Annotated in this window: 9 protein-coding genes; 3 read left to right on the top strand and 6 right to left on the bottom strand. The window is 44.3% G+C overall.

Annotation, left to right across the window (positions count from 1 at the left end):
* Window positions 1-4: 4 nt before the first annotated feature.
* Genes GWR21_RS24350 through GWR21_RS24340 form a run of 3 tightly spaced genes read right to left on the bottom strand, consistent with a single transcriptional unit; the run spans window position 5 to window position 6,017 of the window.
* A complete protein-coding gene (locus GWR21_RS24350) occupies window positions 5-1,606 on the bottom strand; it encodes a carbohydrate-binding protein (protein WP_162334227.1) in 1,602 nt (533 codons plus the stop codon).
* Entirely contained in the window at window positions 1,603-3,114 is a 1,512-nt protein-coding gene (locus tag GWR21_RS24345; RefSeq protein ID WP_162334226.1) for a RagB/SusD family nutrient uptake outer membrane protein, read from the bottom strand. Before GWR21_RS24345 ends, GWR21_RS24350 begins: the two co-directional genes overlap by 4 nt.
* Window positions 3,114-6,017, bottom strand: a complete 2,904-nt coding sequence (locus GWR21_RS24340) for a SusC/RagA family TonB-linked outer membrane protein (RefSeq protein ID WP_162334225.1) — start codon at window positions 6,015-6,017, stop codon at window positions 3,114-3,116. Before GWR21_RS24340 ends, GWR21_RS24345 begins: the two co-directional genes overlap by 1 nt.
* An 848-nt stretch (window positions 6,018-6,865) precedes the next feature.
* Here GWR21_RS24340 and GWR21_RS24335 point away from each other — a divergent pair.
* Complete coding sequence (locus GWR21_RS24335) at window positions 6,866-8,383, top strand: hypothetical protein (protein ID WP_162334224.1); 1,518 nt, start codon at window positions 6,866-6,868, stop codon at window positions 8,381-8,383.
* A 144-nt stretch (window positions 8,384-8,527) separates the two neighbouring features.
* Here the strand turns inward: GWR21_RS24335 and GWR21_RS24330 are convergent, their stop codons facing one another.
* From GWR21_RS24330 to GWR21_RS24320, 3 genes are read right to left on the bottom strand one after another with little or no spacing between them, the layout of a single operon-like run.
* Window positions 8,528-10,123 (bottom strand): MFS transporter, encoded by a 1,596-nt coding sequence (locus tag GWR21_RS24330; RefSeq protein WP_162334223.1) that lies wholly within the window; start codon window positions 10,121-10,123, stop codon window positions 8,528-8,530.
* On the bottom strand, window positions 10,116-11,183 hold the full coding sequence (locus GWR21_RS24325; RefSeq protein ID WP_162334222.1) for an HlyD family secretion protein: 1,068 nt from the start codon (window positions 11,181-11,183) through the stop codon (window positions 10,116-10,118). The genes GWR21_RS24330 and GWR21_RS24325 overlap by 8 nt, the downstream gene beginning before the upstream one ends.
* Before the next feature lie 5 nt (window positions 11,184-11,188).
* The gene (locus tag GWR21_RS24320; protein WP_262888506.1) at window positions 11,189-12,472 is read right to left on the bottom strand and encodes a TolC family protein; all 1,284 of its coding nucleotides are present in this window, start codon (window positions 12,470-12,472) and stop codon (window positions 11,189-11,191) included.
* Between the two features lie 121 nt (window positions 12,473-12,593).
* Between GWR21_RS24320 and GWR21_RS24315 the strand changes: the two genes are divergently transcribed.
* Window positions 12,594-13,412, top strand: coding sequence for an AraC family transcriptional regulator (locus GWR21_RS24315; protein WP_238429980.1), 819 nt, complete (start codon window positions 12,594-12,596; stop codon window positions 13,410-13,412).
* Window positions 13,413-13,700: 288 nt separating this feature from the next.
* Complete coding sequence (locus GWR21_RS24310; protein ID WP_162334221.1) at window positions 13,701-15,269, top strand: S8 family peptidase; 1,569 nt, start codon at window positions 13,701-13,703, stop codon at window positions 15,267-15,269.
* Window positions 15,270-15,404 lie beyond the last annotated feature (135 nt).

Here is a 15,404-nt window from a genome sequence, read left to right as displayed (position 1 = left end):
ATATTTAGTTTAATGGCCGGAAAGTGACAGACTTCACGTCAAATCCGTCGTGGTCTACAAAGAAGCGCATCACGTGGGGACCTTTGGTAAGGAATACGCTTGTAACAACATTCTGTCGCTTATGATACCCGGTAGTATTGGGTACTTTTAACTGGCCTGTAACATCTGTGCCGTCAAACTCGAGGTGGAATATGCCATTGGTGCCTTCAGAACCCACCGATATGTAGGTATTGTAGGTGCCGGTCTCTTTCACATTGACGGAGTAGTTCATCCACTCACCTGTACCGGTCCATCCAACCTGGTAGCCACCACCTTCATTCTTGGAAAAGTCGATATCCACTCCTTCAGAAGGACGGAATTTGCCACCTTCATTTCTTTCATTGTTATCATGATAACCTACACCTTCACCTCCCGGATCGAAGTCTTCGAGGTTGATCACACCCGGAATAGGCATTGGCGCATTCTTACGTACAAACTTGAGAAAACGCAGATCGAAGTTGGCAAAGTCGTAATAGACCTTCATAAGATGCCGGCCGGCAGTCAGCTGCACGGTAGTAGTAATATCCCGGAAGGAATCATATCCACCGGTGCCAGGCATGACCAGGGCACTTCCTACCACCGGACGTCCATCTACTTCAAGATGAATACGGCCATCGTCACCACCACTGCCATAACGTAATGTCATATCATATTCACCTGTTTCAGTGATCTCTACAGTGTAGTCCATCCATTCGCCAGTCTCCGTCCATCCTACTTTCAGGCCGGCTTCACCGGCGGTAGCGATATCCACCTGATCAGCAGGACGATATTGTCCACCCTGATTATTCAAAGAAAAATCCAGGTAAGCCACTTTGTTACCACCACGATTGTATTGTTCCAGTCCGATGACTCCTGGGATATAAAAAGGATAATCATTCCAGGGAGAGGATACTGTAGGATTCATTCGTGGAATAAACTCGTCAAAGCCGAACATATGATCTTTCTCGAGTACGTTGACCAATCCGTTTTTAGTAACAATATCAATCGCAACGGTAGTTGACTTGCTCCACCGGTTCGTATAGATCACACCTTTTGTATCACTGTAGGTGATCACGCCGGGGCCACCGCCAACATGGCCTTCCGCATCGGTACGATTGAACTTGCCATGCATGGGATAGTTATATCGGATAGACTTCAGTGCCAGGCCATCCTGCAATACCATGACGCGGGAAGAAAAAGTATCTTTCACAATGTACCGGCATAACAGCGAATCCAGTTGTTCATAGGGCAGTGTGCTGATGAACATATGTGCCCTGCCCTGTATCGTACGCAGGGTATTCATATTATCAATGGCCTGCTTAAAACTGGCATCAGTAGGCGCGAATACGGTGTAAAGGCCCGACTTCAATGTATCTGTCAGATGCACTCTTTCTATAGCCAGTAAAAATGAATCATACTGATGTTCATTCTTCAGGAAATCGTATATAGTGCCATCAAACTCTTTCTGTTCATTTTCGTATCCGTAGAATCCGCTGTCTTTCTTACAACCACCATAGAGTAACACAGTACCGATACATAGTGCCAGCAGACTTTTTATATTAACCAGGTATGTTATCTTTTTCATCATTGCCAATAAGGATTCTGGGTGATCAATGGGTTCTGTTTAATAACTTCTTCCGCAACTGGCCAGAAGATGCCGCCGTTGTTGATCATCTCCATAAAAGCAGGATCATTCTGTTTGATCTTGTTGTACCGGATCAGGTCAAACCATCGCCAGCCCTCTCCCATGAGCTCCTTTCTACGCTCTTTGAAGATGGCATCTATAAGGTCGCCTTCTCTTGCACTATCGTAACGTTTGATCCTGCGGAGGTCTCTGATCGTATTCAACAGGTCGATCGCTCTCTGTTGCTGACCAATCACAGCCAGTGCCTCCGCCTGTAACAGGGTGATATTCTCAAGACGGGTGATAATAATTGTGCTTGAGTACATCCTGAAAGAGGGGTCGGCAGTATTGCCATCCTGGATAACTTTTACTTTGCTGAAAATGGGTATCTGGCTGTTGAAGTTTGTAAAGTAGCGCTGCGAGGTAGGCGTACCACTGAGGGTATCGAGGCTGAAACGCTCGTCTACCGGCTGATCAAATACAGAGAGGATCGTCTCTTTCGGAATGTAGATATCCGGCAGGGCTTTATTCACCACTGGTGAAGCCAGGGTCATCTCTTCGAGATGTCCGGAGAAAGAAGCATCTACATGGCCCCAGTCGAAGTTAAAGGCCAGGATATGATTGTCTTTCTTCCATTTGAAAAAGCCGTTGCTATTTGTCAGATCATCTGTACTGATGTAATAACTACCACCTTTAGAGTAGTTATCGAGTACAAACTGCGCATAGACTGAGGCATCTACGTACTTGCCCTGCCACGCCGCCACATGGGCAAGGATAGCGTAGGCAGTATGCTTACGGGCGAGTACACCTGACCAGCGGGTATCTGTTTCATTGTAGTAGCTACCAGATTGTTGCGGATCATTAGCGCTGTATCTGTAAGGCAGATCAGCGGCAGACTGCACCAGTTCTTTTTCTACAAAAGCCAGTACTGTCTCTTTTTTCTCTCTTGGTTTATTAGCAAACTCTCCATCATGAGAAGCGGTAAGCAGGGGTACATCTCCCCATACAGATACCAGGAAAAAATACACATAAGCACGGATACAGCGCATCTGCGCAATGTCCACACGCATGTTTTCCTCTGAGTATTTCGGATCGCGGGCTTTCACTTCACCCACGTGTTCCAGGAACATATTGGCAGCGTTGATAACCGCATAGAACCTGCGCCAGTTGGAAAGCTGTTGCAGTAAAGGGTAGGCTGCACGCAGGTCATTCCGGATAATGGCCTTCATATCCTGACGCTGGATAGCGTAGAAGTCACCCTTCCTGAACTCTCCATACATCCACCAGGCATTATTATCAGCCATAGCAGCGCGTAATAAACCGTAAACACCAACAAGTGCCGTACGGGTATCTTCATGCGAGTTCCAGAAATTCTCTTCAGAGACAGCATGAGAAGAATCAATATCGAGCAACTTGTTACATCCTGCCAGCACAGTACAGCAACAGATGATTATAAGTAATAAGCGTTTCATCAGAGATCCATTTTTAATCCTATGGTATATGTCTTGGAAAGTGGCAGCGAGTAGCCGGTATCAAAACCATTGAAGTCTGCCAGTTCAGGATCACCACCGGTATAAGGCGTAACCGTAAACAAGTTAGTAGCGGTGGCGTATAGGGAAAGGCCGTTGATCTTACCTTTCTTGTTCCACCATTTCGCAGTTGTCAGATCATACTGCAGGGAAAGGTTCCTTAGTTTCAGGAAGGAGCCATTCTCCAGGAACAGGTCCTGATCTGTACGATAGGCATCTACAGTGCTCCAGGGATTGTATACCGGGTACTTTTCGTAGTTACCTACCTTACTCCAGAAGGTGATCTCTTTCACGGCACTCATGTCTATTTTTCCTTCTCTGTTGATAAAGTCAAATCGGTCAGCCACCTGTGCATTCATTACCTTACGGCCGAGTGTGTAATAGAAAGAGAACCCGAGTGTAAAACCGCGCCAGTAGAAGTCACTGTTAAACCCACCTGAGAACACCGGCAGCACATGACCTTTCAGGACCTTATCCTTATCATCGATAACATAATCGCCGTTCTTATCTTTCCAGCGGGGATCTCCTGCCAGCAGCGGGATACCTTTGTAATTCAGGCGTTTACCATCCGTCTGGTTAACAGGTATATCTGTATCACGGTTATAGATACCGTCGTTTTCCAGCACCCAGAACTGATCGATAGCATGTCCTACACGAAGTAGTTTGGAACCATTGGCGACTACCAGTTCATCCAGTCCACCCGGAAGCGCGAGTAACGTGTTCTTATTGTAGTTCATGGTGATACCGGGTATCCACTGTAACGGGCTTGAAGCAGGTAACACGGTGGCTCTGACACCAAGATCAACGCCACGGTTGCGGACAGACATACCATTCTTATAGGCGAAATTATAGCCGTATTCAGCGCCGAATGGCACACCTAGCAGCATGTTATGGTCCACCTTGTTATAGAGGTCCAGAGATAATTGCAGCTTGTTCTTCAGCAAGGCCGTGCTGACATTAATATTCAGCTGTTCGGCATAAGGCCAGGTAACACCATAACCAATGTAGCCGGAAGAATAAGCCCTGCTGATACCAGGAAAACCATTATAGGAGAAGCGTACCGGGTTATTACTGAATGACATGTCGGATGTATACTGAGGGCCTTCACCAAAGCGGTCATCCGGCATCAGTCTTCCTATTCTACCCCAGCTGGCCTGTAGTTTTAACGCATCAATCTGATCATGGTCTTTCAGCCAGATATTCTTAATATTAACACCACCGGTGAAAGTGGGTGAGTAAAACCACCAGTTATCCGGCTGTGCGCTGGAAGAGCCATCGGCACGTACTAACACAGAGAAATCCAGCTGATCATTGTATGAATAAGCAGCACGGCCGTAGAAGGACAGTAAGCGCGCACGTTGTTTATCCAGGAAAGAGAAGATCAATGCATGATTAAATGATTTCGGTGACAGATACTCTGATTTCGTATTATCTGAATGTAGCAGGTTAATACGGATCAGGTCATTCGGGCCTTTATAGGCATATGCATAGTTATAGCGATGATAATCTGCCTGAAAGCCTTCACCGGCTTCCACACTTACGCGGTGTTTCTGGTTCCAGGTATGATTATAACTGATGTTATTGTTCAAAAATACCCGTTGATTGTAGCCGAAATAGTTGGAAAGGTAGTTCACTTTTTCCAGCAGTGTGCTTGGGTAAAACAGGTCTCTGAGTCCTTCATTATAGTCAAACCCAAACATGGAGTTGATCTGCCAGCTATCACCAAGTTTCACGTTCACTTTAAAATAACCATTGACTTCATTTGTTTTGTTATCATCAAAGGACTTGGTAAACTCATGCAGATACTGACTATAGAATGATTTATTGGGTGGCAGCGGGCTGCTCAGATCGGGTAGGTATTGCATTTCAGCAAAGCGGTCGCGCAGCCAGGAACTACGGGTACGTTCGAGTCTCGTAGCACTGATCATGGATGATATGGTTAATCCACGTAGTGGCACCATGTTGATCTCAAACATGGCATTATAACGATCCATCCTGCTGTTATCCGCAGTATTGGCGGAACGTTGGTTACCGGCAGCAAACATAAAGTTCGCACGGTCAGTACCACTGGAAAGACTGGCGTTCACGCCATATACGGGTCTGTTCTTAAAATAGAGGTCTGTCCAGTTGGAAGGCCCGTAATAGGCATTATTGGTAGAATCACGCAGGTAGAGTGGATAAGTCTGTAGTTGTTCCGTAGTCGCATACTTATCATAGAATTGTTGTCTGAAATCGTTTTCAAACTTAGCGTTCGTAGTGAAGATATGGGGACGTTGCACCATACCGAAATAAGTGTTGAAACTTATTCTGCGGCGGCCTATCACAGGAGCTTTTGTGGTCAGGAGGATCACACCTCCGTTGACAGCACGTGGTCCATACATGGCAGCTCTGCCGAAGTCTTTCACTACTTCAATCTTTTCTATATTGTTCAGATCAATAGCAGAAAGCAGGTTGGTAGCGGGGCCCAGGTGATTATAACCAAACAGCTGTATATCGAAAGTAAAAGGATGGTCCATTATTAATGGAATACCATCCAGTATGATTGTAGGCTGTGATTCATAAATATCTCTACTACTAATAAAAGGGATAGCGCTTCCTCTTAACGCTATGCTGCTGAAAGCGCCTTGTTCACCACTTGGTTCCTGGATGTACACACCGGCTGCATTCCCCTTGAGCAACTGATGTAAGGAAGAATAAGGATAAGCATTTTCTCGTTCCAATGAAATAGAATCGGCCTTCGTCACAGGGACCAGATGTCGCTGTAACTTCGTTGTATCCTGCCCTGACAGAAGATGTGGGCAATACACTGCCAGGCACGAAAAGAAGATTCGTACAAGTACACGCATAATAAATATTTTTAGACAGGCAGAGTTGATCACGTCAACGTATACGCGCTGAGTAATCGATTACATCATATGTTATAAAACTGAAAGAATAGGAGAAGCAACATCAATGTCATGATGCCTTCCCAAAGCACTTCGCTAAAAGAGGTATTTATACTAATTACTGGGTAAACAACACTTACCAGACCCGTGGAAATTATAACGTGAAATAGATTGACTCATGCAGCCCTCTCTGCATTGGAATTAGTATCTCATTACTACTGTATAAAAACGTTTTAGCTAATACTTTTCATCAAGATAGTCGTGTTTAGGTTTTAGTGATAAAATGATTTTGGCTGTTGATGCTTTATGAAGCGAATTGCTGGTTACTTAAACTCCTGTTATTTCTGTTTTTTAGATCCTGCTACAATTTTCTACGGTGATATTAGGTTGAATGCAACGATTAACTAAACTACTTCTTTTCATCAGGGCTCGCTAACGGGAATTAATAAAATCCAGGTTGATGCTATCGCATTTGTGCCTTCATTACGATTCAAATATAATGAGCCCTCTGATAACTTTTTAACCTTTTTTTATAAAGAATAGACATTCCCAATTCAAAAATTTTATTAATATTATATTAACTGGTAAAATCACAATTATCTATAAATCAACAATATAATAAAATACAATCTAAACAAATAGCGCAATATTTAGATACATTTTGGATAATCCGAAAGCAGATTGACGGCATCTGAAGATGAACTACAAACTATTCGTTATTTGAATTATTTTGTCACACATCAACCAAGATCTTGTTATCGGTAACAATGGAAAGTTTGGGATGCCTATAAACTTAAATCAGCAGGACTATGGCTAAAGCTGACATGCTTAGCAGACTAATAAATACCCTCACGAAGGCTGAAAAAAGATATTTCCGGATGTACACTGCACTTCAGCAAGGCAGCAAAGACTATGTAAATCTTTTTGATCTGATGGAGCATCATTCATTCAGAAGCACAGCGGAACTGAAGCTTTCCTTTCACGAACAGTATCCGGGATGTAGTTACGATGTATGTAGCAAGTATCTCTATAAAGTACTACTGGACTGCCTGCTACATCTGAGGCTACAGAAGCAGTCCACTGCTATGCTGACCGCCGGTATACTAAAATGCGATATACTCTTTGAACGTTCTCTGCATGAAGATGCGTTAAAGCAACTACAAAAAATACAGACAGCCGCTACTCAGCATGAGAAGCAACTCTTAACACTCTGGGCCCAGCAGCAGGAGATACAACTATTGCAGCAACTCAACTTTCCAGGTATCACGGAAGAAGAATTATCTAACCGGCAGCAGGCTATTGAGCATACACTGAATACCATGCAACAGATACGTCAACAGACATCATTATACGAAACATTGCGCCATACACTGCTATACAGAGGCAGTGCCCGTACTATAAGGCAGCAGGAGTCAGTAGATGTATTACAGGCAGCCATGCCCACTCCCGTCCCGTCTTCTGCTACCAGCCTGAAAGTACAGCTATTGTTCCAGGCACACTACCATCTGGCAACCAGCGACCATCCGGCGGCACTACAAATATTTCATCAGCTGAATCAGTTGCTGGAAACACATCCTGCACTCTTTGAAGACACACCTGCCGACCATCTTCTTATTATTGAAGGTATACTGGATAGCCTCCGTGCAGGAAAACATTATGAAGAACTGCTCTCATTCATTGATAAAGTAAAACGGCTGAAAGGCGATAGTATCTATTTTTATATCATGCAACAACGGCTGTTGTTTATATACGAATCAGGTGCCTACATTGACAGTGGCAATTTTGCTTTCGCGTTGATGTTATTACATCATTATGCACCTGTTATCAAAAAGAATATCCTGCTGATGGATATTAGTAAACAGGCCGAAATATATCTTTATATGGCTCTGATCTATCTGGGAAACGAAGATATCAATAACGCACATAACGCACTGGAGCAGGTTCTGCAAAGCAACCTTTACAGTACACTACCCATTTACCGTACGTGCAGACTGGTACATCTGCTGATACAGTATGAGCTGGGCAATTATGAATATATCCGGTATGAAACAAGGGCCTTCCGTCGGCATCTCCAGCCAGATGCAAGACGTTCATATATGCTGGAAAGAACCGTGATTAAATTCCTGGGCGGAGGAGAAGTGCCATCTGTGACAGCCTATCGTACTACATTATGGAAAAAGATCAATGCCAGCTTTGATAAGATAAGAGCTGACAAGTATGAGAGACAACAACTGAAGTTATTTGATTTCAGTGCATGGATAGAGGCAAAGCTGAAAAAGAAACCACTGGGAGTAGTATTACAGGAAAAATTAGGAATTAGGAATTAAGAATTACAAAATCCTTCCAATAAACAAGAAGCGCTTCAATAACTGAAGCGCTTCCATTTTCCCTCTATTTATTCAAGTTGACAGCTAACCAAATTAATACTCACTAATATTCACCGTATTACAGCTCTTAGTCCTGGCTCCTGATTAATACGATGCCGGTGCCGGCTGATTATTCCTCAGATTGATCACGGTTCTGTTCAGATAAGGTGCAAAGGCGATCAATAATATAATCACTACCAATCCACAACTGATAATATAATAGTAATCCATTGCATACCGTATCTGCGCCTGCAGGTCAGCGGACCGGTATAACAGTCCGTTGGCAATTTTGGCTGCCTGGTCCGCAGGGACCCCTTTCGCGGCAACAGCTGTTTTGTAGTTGACCAGTTTAGCCGTCACCAAAGGGTCCAGCGATGTAACCAGGTCCAGGAAACGGTTGTAGTGCACCTTTCTGGATAACAGTTGAAAGTAATTGATCAACGCAATACTGATGCAAAATCCTGTAAAGCGGAACAGCACCCCTGTTGCGGATGCAGTGCCTCCGAGATGTGGCGGCACTGATGAAATGGCATAGATGATCATAGGGGCCATTAACAGCCCTACACCTATACCCTGTAAAATTAATGGCACAATAAACGTTGGCGTATCTGCCTGTGTGGCGAAAAGCGCATGCATCCACAGGTGAAATATCAGCAACAGAGAAAATCCACCCATCCATAACCAGCGCATGGAACGCTTCAGCAATATCCAGCGGGAAGAATAGATCACCCCGAAAATAATACCTCCTACATTAGCCAGCAGGATATAAGAAAGATGCCTCGGATCCATGCCCAGCACTGTTGTAAAGTAATTGGTCGTAACATTAAAGGCACCCCTGCAGATGTATAATATCAGGATAAGACTGACACCTATCACATAATTACGGTACTTAAATACCTCCAGACTGAGATAGGGCCGCTTCAGTGAACGTTGTCTGACGATGTGGATAACCGCCAGTGATATAACTGCGATACCTGCCATCAGTATACGGTCATCACTAAACCAGTAATACTGCTGTCCGTACAATAATATGTATCCCAGCAAACACAGCATGGTAGTATATACTATATAACTGGCCCAATCGAGCTGATACAGTGGAAACTTCCTGACAAGCCGTATCCTGTTCATAATGATGACCAGCAGTATCGCTCCGGGAATGTACATGAAGATCATCCACTTGTAGAGCACGTTGAAGTCAAACGCATCAATGATAGGTGCGGTAACAAGTGTAGTAAATGCAGTAATACCAAGCAATACACCGTAAAATAGTGAATATCCTATCTCACGGGAACGGTTGTTCTTCAACCGGCTGAAGACAAGCGTGATACACACGCTCGTAGTCACACAGTTGGCCATTCCCTGAATAAACCGCAGTGGTAGTAAAACGTACAGGTCGCGTGTTACGTAACATCCGTAAGAAGTGACGATCTGTATGATCACACCGATAACCAGGTATTCTTTGCTGGCAATGAAATCGAAGAACCTTCTTTCAAGCGCAAAGAATCCAGCCAGTGAGGCGTAAAATAAGACCATGGAGTACTGTACATCCGCTGGTTCTATACCATAATAGCCTGCGGCATTGGGTCCGCTGGCGGTAGAGATCCCAAACATCAGCATGGATGGCAGCAGGTTCAGGAATATCACTATCCTGATCAGCCATTCGGAGGCCCATGGTTTGAATATGGGAGTACGATTAGCCATGTCTCTTACTGATTGCCACAGTGGCGTTCATACCGGCACGTAGTACAGCAGTTTCGGCTGTGTTGTTAGTCAGTTTTATACGTACGGGTATACGCTGTACGATCTTCACAAAGTTACCTGATGAGTTATCAGGAGGTAACAGGGAAAACCTGGAACCTGTAGCGGGTGAAAGGGATTCTATTGTTCCGCTGAAAGTCTTTCCGGGGAAGGCATCTATTTCGATATCAGCGGACTGACCGATGTGCATGTTGCTCACCTGCGTCTCTTTGAAATTGGCGATCACCCATTTACCGGTAGCCTGATTTACGATGAATGCGAGCGTTTGTCCGGCCTGTATCAACTGCCCCTCCTGTATGGTGCGCCGTCCCATTTTACCATCATACGGTGCACGTATCACCGTATAGGAGACATCCAGTTTGTTACGGCCCAGCAATGCCTGGCGACGTTCTATTTCCGCCATTATTACTGCCTTCTGCGACTTAATATCGTTTACTTTAGAGGCGGCTGCGTCATAGTTATCAACGATCGTTTCATAGTCCGCTCTGGCTACGTTCAGTGCCGTTTCAACGTTTTCCAGTTGTTGTTTTGTAGCAGATTCTGCATCATACAGTTTTCTGTATCGATCGTATTCCTGCTGTTGCTTCCAGAGTTTTGCCTTTGCGGCAGCGATCTGCGATCGTGAAGCCTCGGCGGTTTTAGCGGTCGTGGAGACATTACTTTCCAGTACCTGCATCTGAGCCTGCGCATTCAGCAGTGCGGCATTTGCTTCCTGCTGTTGCAACTGATATTCACTATCATCAATGATCAGCAGGGTGTCTCCTTTCTTCACATTCTGGTTCTCTTCATAGTTGATCCTGCTGATGTAACCTGTCACTCTAGCGGTGATCGGGTTAATATATTCTTCTACCTGCGCATCGTTTGTTTCTTCATATTTGCGCAGTTCAAAAAAGGTGCTTAGTCCCCATATTGTGAGTGCGACGAGGATAATACCTGCTAACCATCCGGTAATAGTGGTAATTAACCTGTCCGTACGGGCATGGCTGTTCTTCTTAGCTGTCATACTTATTATAAATTTCCTATAGCTTTTTGTAACTGGTAATACCTGACGCGGGCAGCGATGTTGGCTGATACGAGGTCAAATCTTGTTTGCAGCATTTGTGTATCTGCATCCAGCAGATCGGTCACCAGAGAGAGTTGGTTGAAATAGGTGTTGTTTACTATCCGGAGATTCTCTGTTGCCTGAGTGATATTTGTCTGAGCTACGTCAATACGGGTGAGAGATTCCTTATAACGCAGGTAAGCTTCATTCACCTGTTGCCTTACTTCATCTCCTGTTTCCCTATGCTCTACTTCCTGTCTTTCCAGTTGCAGCTTAGCGGCTTTCTCCTTATGTTTATTGTGATAAAAAGAAGAGATCGGGAAAGCGGCTTTTACACCATACATACCCAGGCCATAAGCGGCTCCTTCATAAGGGTAAAACTGTATCTGCGGATAAGAAAAAGCGTAGTCAGCAAAGATGCCCACTTTAGGCGATACAGTTGCTTTCACCTGTTTCAGGGCCAGCATCCGTAACTCAGTTTCTCCTGCTGAGATCTTATACTCATGCGCATTCTTTTCTGCCACAGCAAGATACTCATCATAAGTAACCGGCGGCAGCAATGCTGCTGAAAAGACTGTGTCTGGTAGTATCAACTGGTGCTCATCGGTTCCGATCATCAGGGCCAGTTTCTGACTGGCGATAGCGATGTCGTTATCGATCTGCACCATTCCCATCTTCTGACGGGACAATTTCAGGGTCGCTCTGAGCACATCACTTTTCAGTACAACGCCATTTTTCTGTAGTTCCTGGATATGGGCGAGTTGTCTTTCCTGATCTGCTATATCCTTCGCTATTAGTTCTTTAAACTGACAACTACGCGCCAGGTCCAGGTAACACACTGCCGCATTGAACTTTACTTCTGATACGGTCAGGTTCTTCTGTTCTTCTGCTATCGCATGTTCTGTTGCTCCCTTCTTTATCTCCAGATTCGTCTTATTACCATTATAAACATTAAAATAGGCTTCACCACCTACCTTGTAGAAGTTATGTAGCACCGGAAACTGTTCAGGCGTATGAAAGTAACCGTCTGTGTAAACAGGCATATTGGTCACACGCGCATAAGTACCAGTAGTATTGATCTCAGGCAAACGTTCTGCCTTTGCATCTTTCCATACTTCTTCACTACTTTCCACGCTTAAGCGGGACATAGCTATCCTTTTGTTATTTAGTTCCGCCTGTTCCCAGATTTGCTCGATAGTTAAATGTAACGGTTTCGAAGTGTCGTGAGGTTGTTGTGCCGCTACGCACATTGTCAAAAACATAAAAGGTAGCATCAACACCACCTTTCTTATATCAGTACACATAATCTTTATTCTGCTTACAAAGGTACTATGAGCAGATATGAACGCTTTTATCTAAATTGCCAATTATTTGTCCATTCAAGCCATTCGTATTATGCAGGTATTGGCCGACTATCTGAATGAAATAGATGTACATGCTGATTCAGTATATGTTATGCATGAAAAGGTAGAGCGTAAGTTCTCTATGCATTCTCATGAGAAGGGACAGCTGACATATGTCGAAGGGGGTATTGCTTATTGCAACATGCCTGACAGGTCTTATGTCATTCCTGCACGCCATTATATATGGATACCTAAATATCAGGAACATTACATGCAGATCAAACACTCCAAATCTACTACAACGAGGAATCTGTATTTCTATAGTCAGCATGATCATGAGACACCGTTTTATACCCGGCTGGGTATTTATCCGGTCAACGAGTTGTTACTGGAAATGATCAATTATTCTGCCCGCTGGCAACGGCATATATTACCGGGAGATCCGGGCTTCAGGTTCCTGAGTGCTATAAAAGACATCCTCCCGGACATCAGTACGACGGCCCTGCCTGTGATCTTACCCACAACGCAGCATGAGCGTTTACAGCCTGTCCTGCAGTATATCGGACAAAATTTTGATCAGCAACTGACACTGGAGATAGTTAGTCATCAGTTTGACCTGAGTCCCCGCACATTATCCAGATTATTTACCAACATACTGGACATGTCTTTTGTACAATATCTGCAGATGGTGAGGGTCGTAAAAGGAATAGAAATGATCCTGCAAACGAATCAGACGCTGAGTGAGATCGCTTATCAGACAGGATACAGTAGTATTGCTGCTTTTAGTAAGGTATTCTATCAGCTGACAAACAAACGGCCTTCCAGTTTTCAACAGGCTGTTCATTAAAGACGAGTGAAATTCGGTTTTTTAATAGGAAATTAACTTCATAACACGTTACTTCCGGCTTTTCTAGTTAATCCAATTGAATAAATCTATCACCGCTGGCCATTTTTTAACAATTTCAATACTATTAATAATTTACCTTGCGACACAGTATTTCCGTCACGAGCATGGGTCAGAGCATTTCAGGACCGGACGTAACAGATAGCATAGTATTTAAAACTCAATTCAATAAACCAACCCCAGCTAGTCATACACAGAACAGGACTTCAGCTGATCAATGAAATTTATCGCATGAATATTTGTAAGCCAACGGCCATCGTTGCCGCCTTATTACTGTCAGGACTCGTAGCAAGTGCACAGAAACATAACTGGCAAAGCATGGACCTGCAAAAAGATTCCGTATTCGGTATCAGCGTTGAGAAAGCCTACACAGAGCTGCTCAAAGACAAAAAATCCAAAACAGTACTCGTTGCCGTAATCGACAGTGGTATAGACACAACGCATGAAGACCTGCAAAGTGTTCTCTGGATCAATAGCAAGGAGAAAAGAGGCAACGGTAAAGATGACGACAAAAACCATTATGCCGATGATATCTATGGATGGAACTTTATTGGTTCCCAGAAGGGTAATGTGGGCTATGACAACCTGGAGCTTACCCGCCTCATCCGCCAGCAACAGAAGCATTTCGGTAGTCTGAACAACGTTTCCAAAGACACAGCCGGACTGTATCAGTACGAGGTACTGAAAGGCAAATACGACCTTAAATTATCCGAAGCACAGCAGACCCTCGTGGGTATCACCCGCTTCGTGGGTATGCTGGATACCATGCTGAACAAGATGGGGAACACGAACCCAACAGCCGCTGATTTACAGGCATATACACCTCAGAATCCGGCTGAATCACAGATCAAACAGATGATCGCCCAGCAGCTGGAACGTTATCCTGATTTCAAAGCCTTCAGAACAACTGAACTGGATGCTGCCGTGACTCACTTTAAAGAGCAGGTGGACTATCAGCTTAACCTGGACTTCGATCCACGTGATATCGTAGGTGATGACTATAACAATCCGACAGAAAGATATTACGGCTCCGGTGACGCTACCGGTCCGGATGCAGACCACGGCACCCACGTTGCGGGTATCATTGGTGCCGACAGAAAGAATACGCTGGGGATCCAGGGTATTGCGAATGATGTACGCATTATGTCGGTAAGGGCTATCCCGAATGGTGACGAAAGAGATAAGGACGTGGCTAATGCCATCCGTTATGCAGTAGATAATGGTGCTAAAGTGATCAACATGAGCTTTGGCAAGGACTATTCTCCTAACAAAAATGTAGTGGATGACGCGGTTAAATATGCTATATCCAAAGATGTACTACTGGTGCACGCTGCTGGTAACGATGCGAAAAACATCGATATCGCTCCTAACTACCCGAGCCGCGTATACCAGAACGGAGATACTGCTTCTGCATGGATAGAAGTAGGTGCTTCCGGTCCTGATAATGACGAGACACTGGCAGCTTCCTTTTCTAACTACGGTAAGGTAAATGTGGACGTATTTGCGCCGGGCGTTGGGATCTACTCCTCTACACCAGGTTCCAAATATGAATACCATGACGGTACCAGTATGGCAGCTCCTGTTGTAACCGGCCTGGCAGCCCTCATACGCTCATATTATCCAAAGCTGAAGGCTACGCAGGTAAAAGAGATTATCCTTAAATCTGTGGTTAAAATAGACCATCCTGTAAGTATCATGGAAAATGATGAACCTAAAACTGTTCAGATGACTGACCTGTGCCGTACAGGTGGTGTGGTGAATGCCTATAAAGCACTGGAACTGGCAGCTACCTATAAATAAGACAATCAATATCCAATTTCCAATAGAAAGTAGTTTCGCACATGCGGAACTACTTTTTCATTTTCAATGATTTATAAAATATTTCAACTTTTTTTTGGAAGTTATATATAAAAATGTAATTTTGCCATCCCAAAC

Origin of the sequence: Chitinophaga agri (assembly GCF_010093065.1) — a bacterium.
GTDB lineage: Bacteria > Bacteroidota > Bacteroidia > Chitinophagales > Chitinophagaceae > Chitinophaga > Chitinophaga agri.
Note: the sequence above shows the minus strand (reverse complement) of the source record. Positions and strands in the feature narration are given on the sequence as shown.

What these genes read in the sequence shown, in the direction of transcription:
- GWR21_RS24345 (WP_162334226.1), bottom strand. Translation starts at nt 3,114, where the DNA reads ATGAAACGCTTATTACTTATAATCATCTGTTGCTGTACTGTGCTGGCA.
- GWR21_RS24340 (WP_162334225.1), bottom strand. Translation starts at nt 6,017, where the DNA reads ATGCGTGTACTTGTACGAATCTTCTTTTCGTGCCTGGCAGTGTATTGC.
- GWR21_RS24320 (WP_262888506.1), bottom strand. Translation starts at nt 12,472, where the DNA reads ATGTGCGTAGCGGCACAACAACCTCACGACACTTCGAAACCGTTACAT.
- GWR21_RS24330 (WP_162334223.1), bottom strand. Translation starts at nt 10,123, where the DNA reads ATGGCTAATCGTACTCCCATATTCAAACCATGGGCCTCCGAATGGCTG.
- GWR21_RS24335 (WP_162334224.1), top strand. Translation starts at nt 6,866, where the DNA reads ATGGCTAAAGCTGACATGCTTAGCAGACTAATAAATACCCTCACGAAG.
- GWR21_RS24350 (WP_162334227.1), bottom strand. Translation starts at nt 1,606, where the DNA reads ATGATGAAAAAGATAACATACCTGGTTAATATAAAAAGTCTGCTGGCA.
- GWR21_RS24325 (WP_162334222.1), bottom strand. Translation starts at nt 11,183, where the DNA reads ATGACAGCTAAGAAGAACAGCCATGCCCGTACGGACAGGTTAATTACC.
- GWR21_RS24310 (WP_162334221.1), top strand. Translation starts at nt 13,701, where the DNA reads ATGAATATTTGTAAGCCAACGGCCATCGTTGCCGCCTTATTACTGTCA.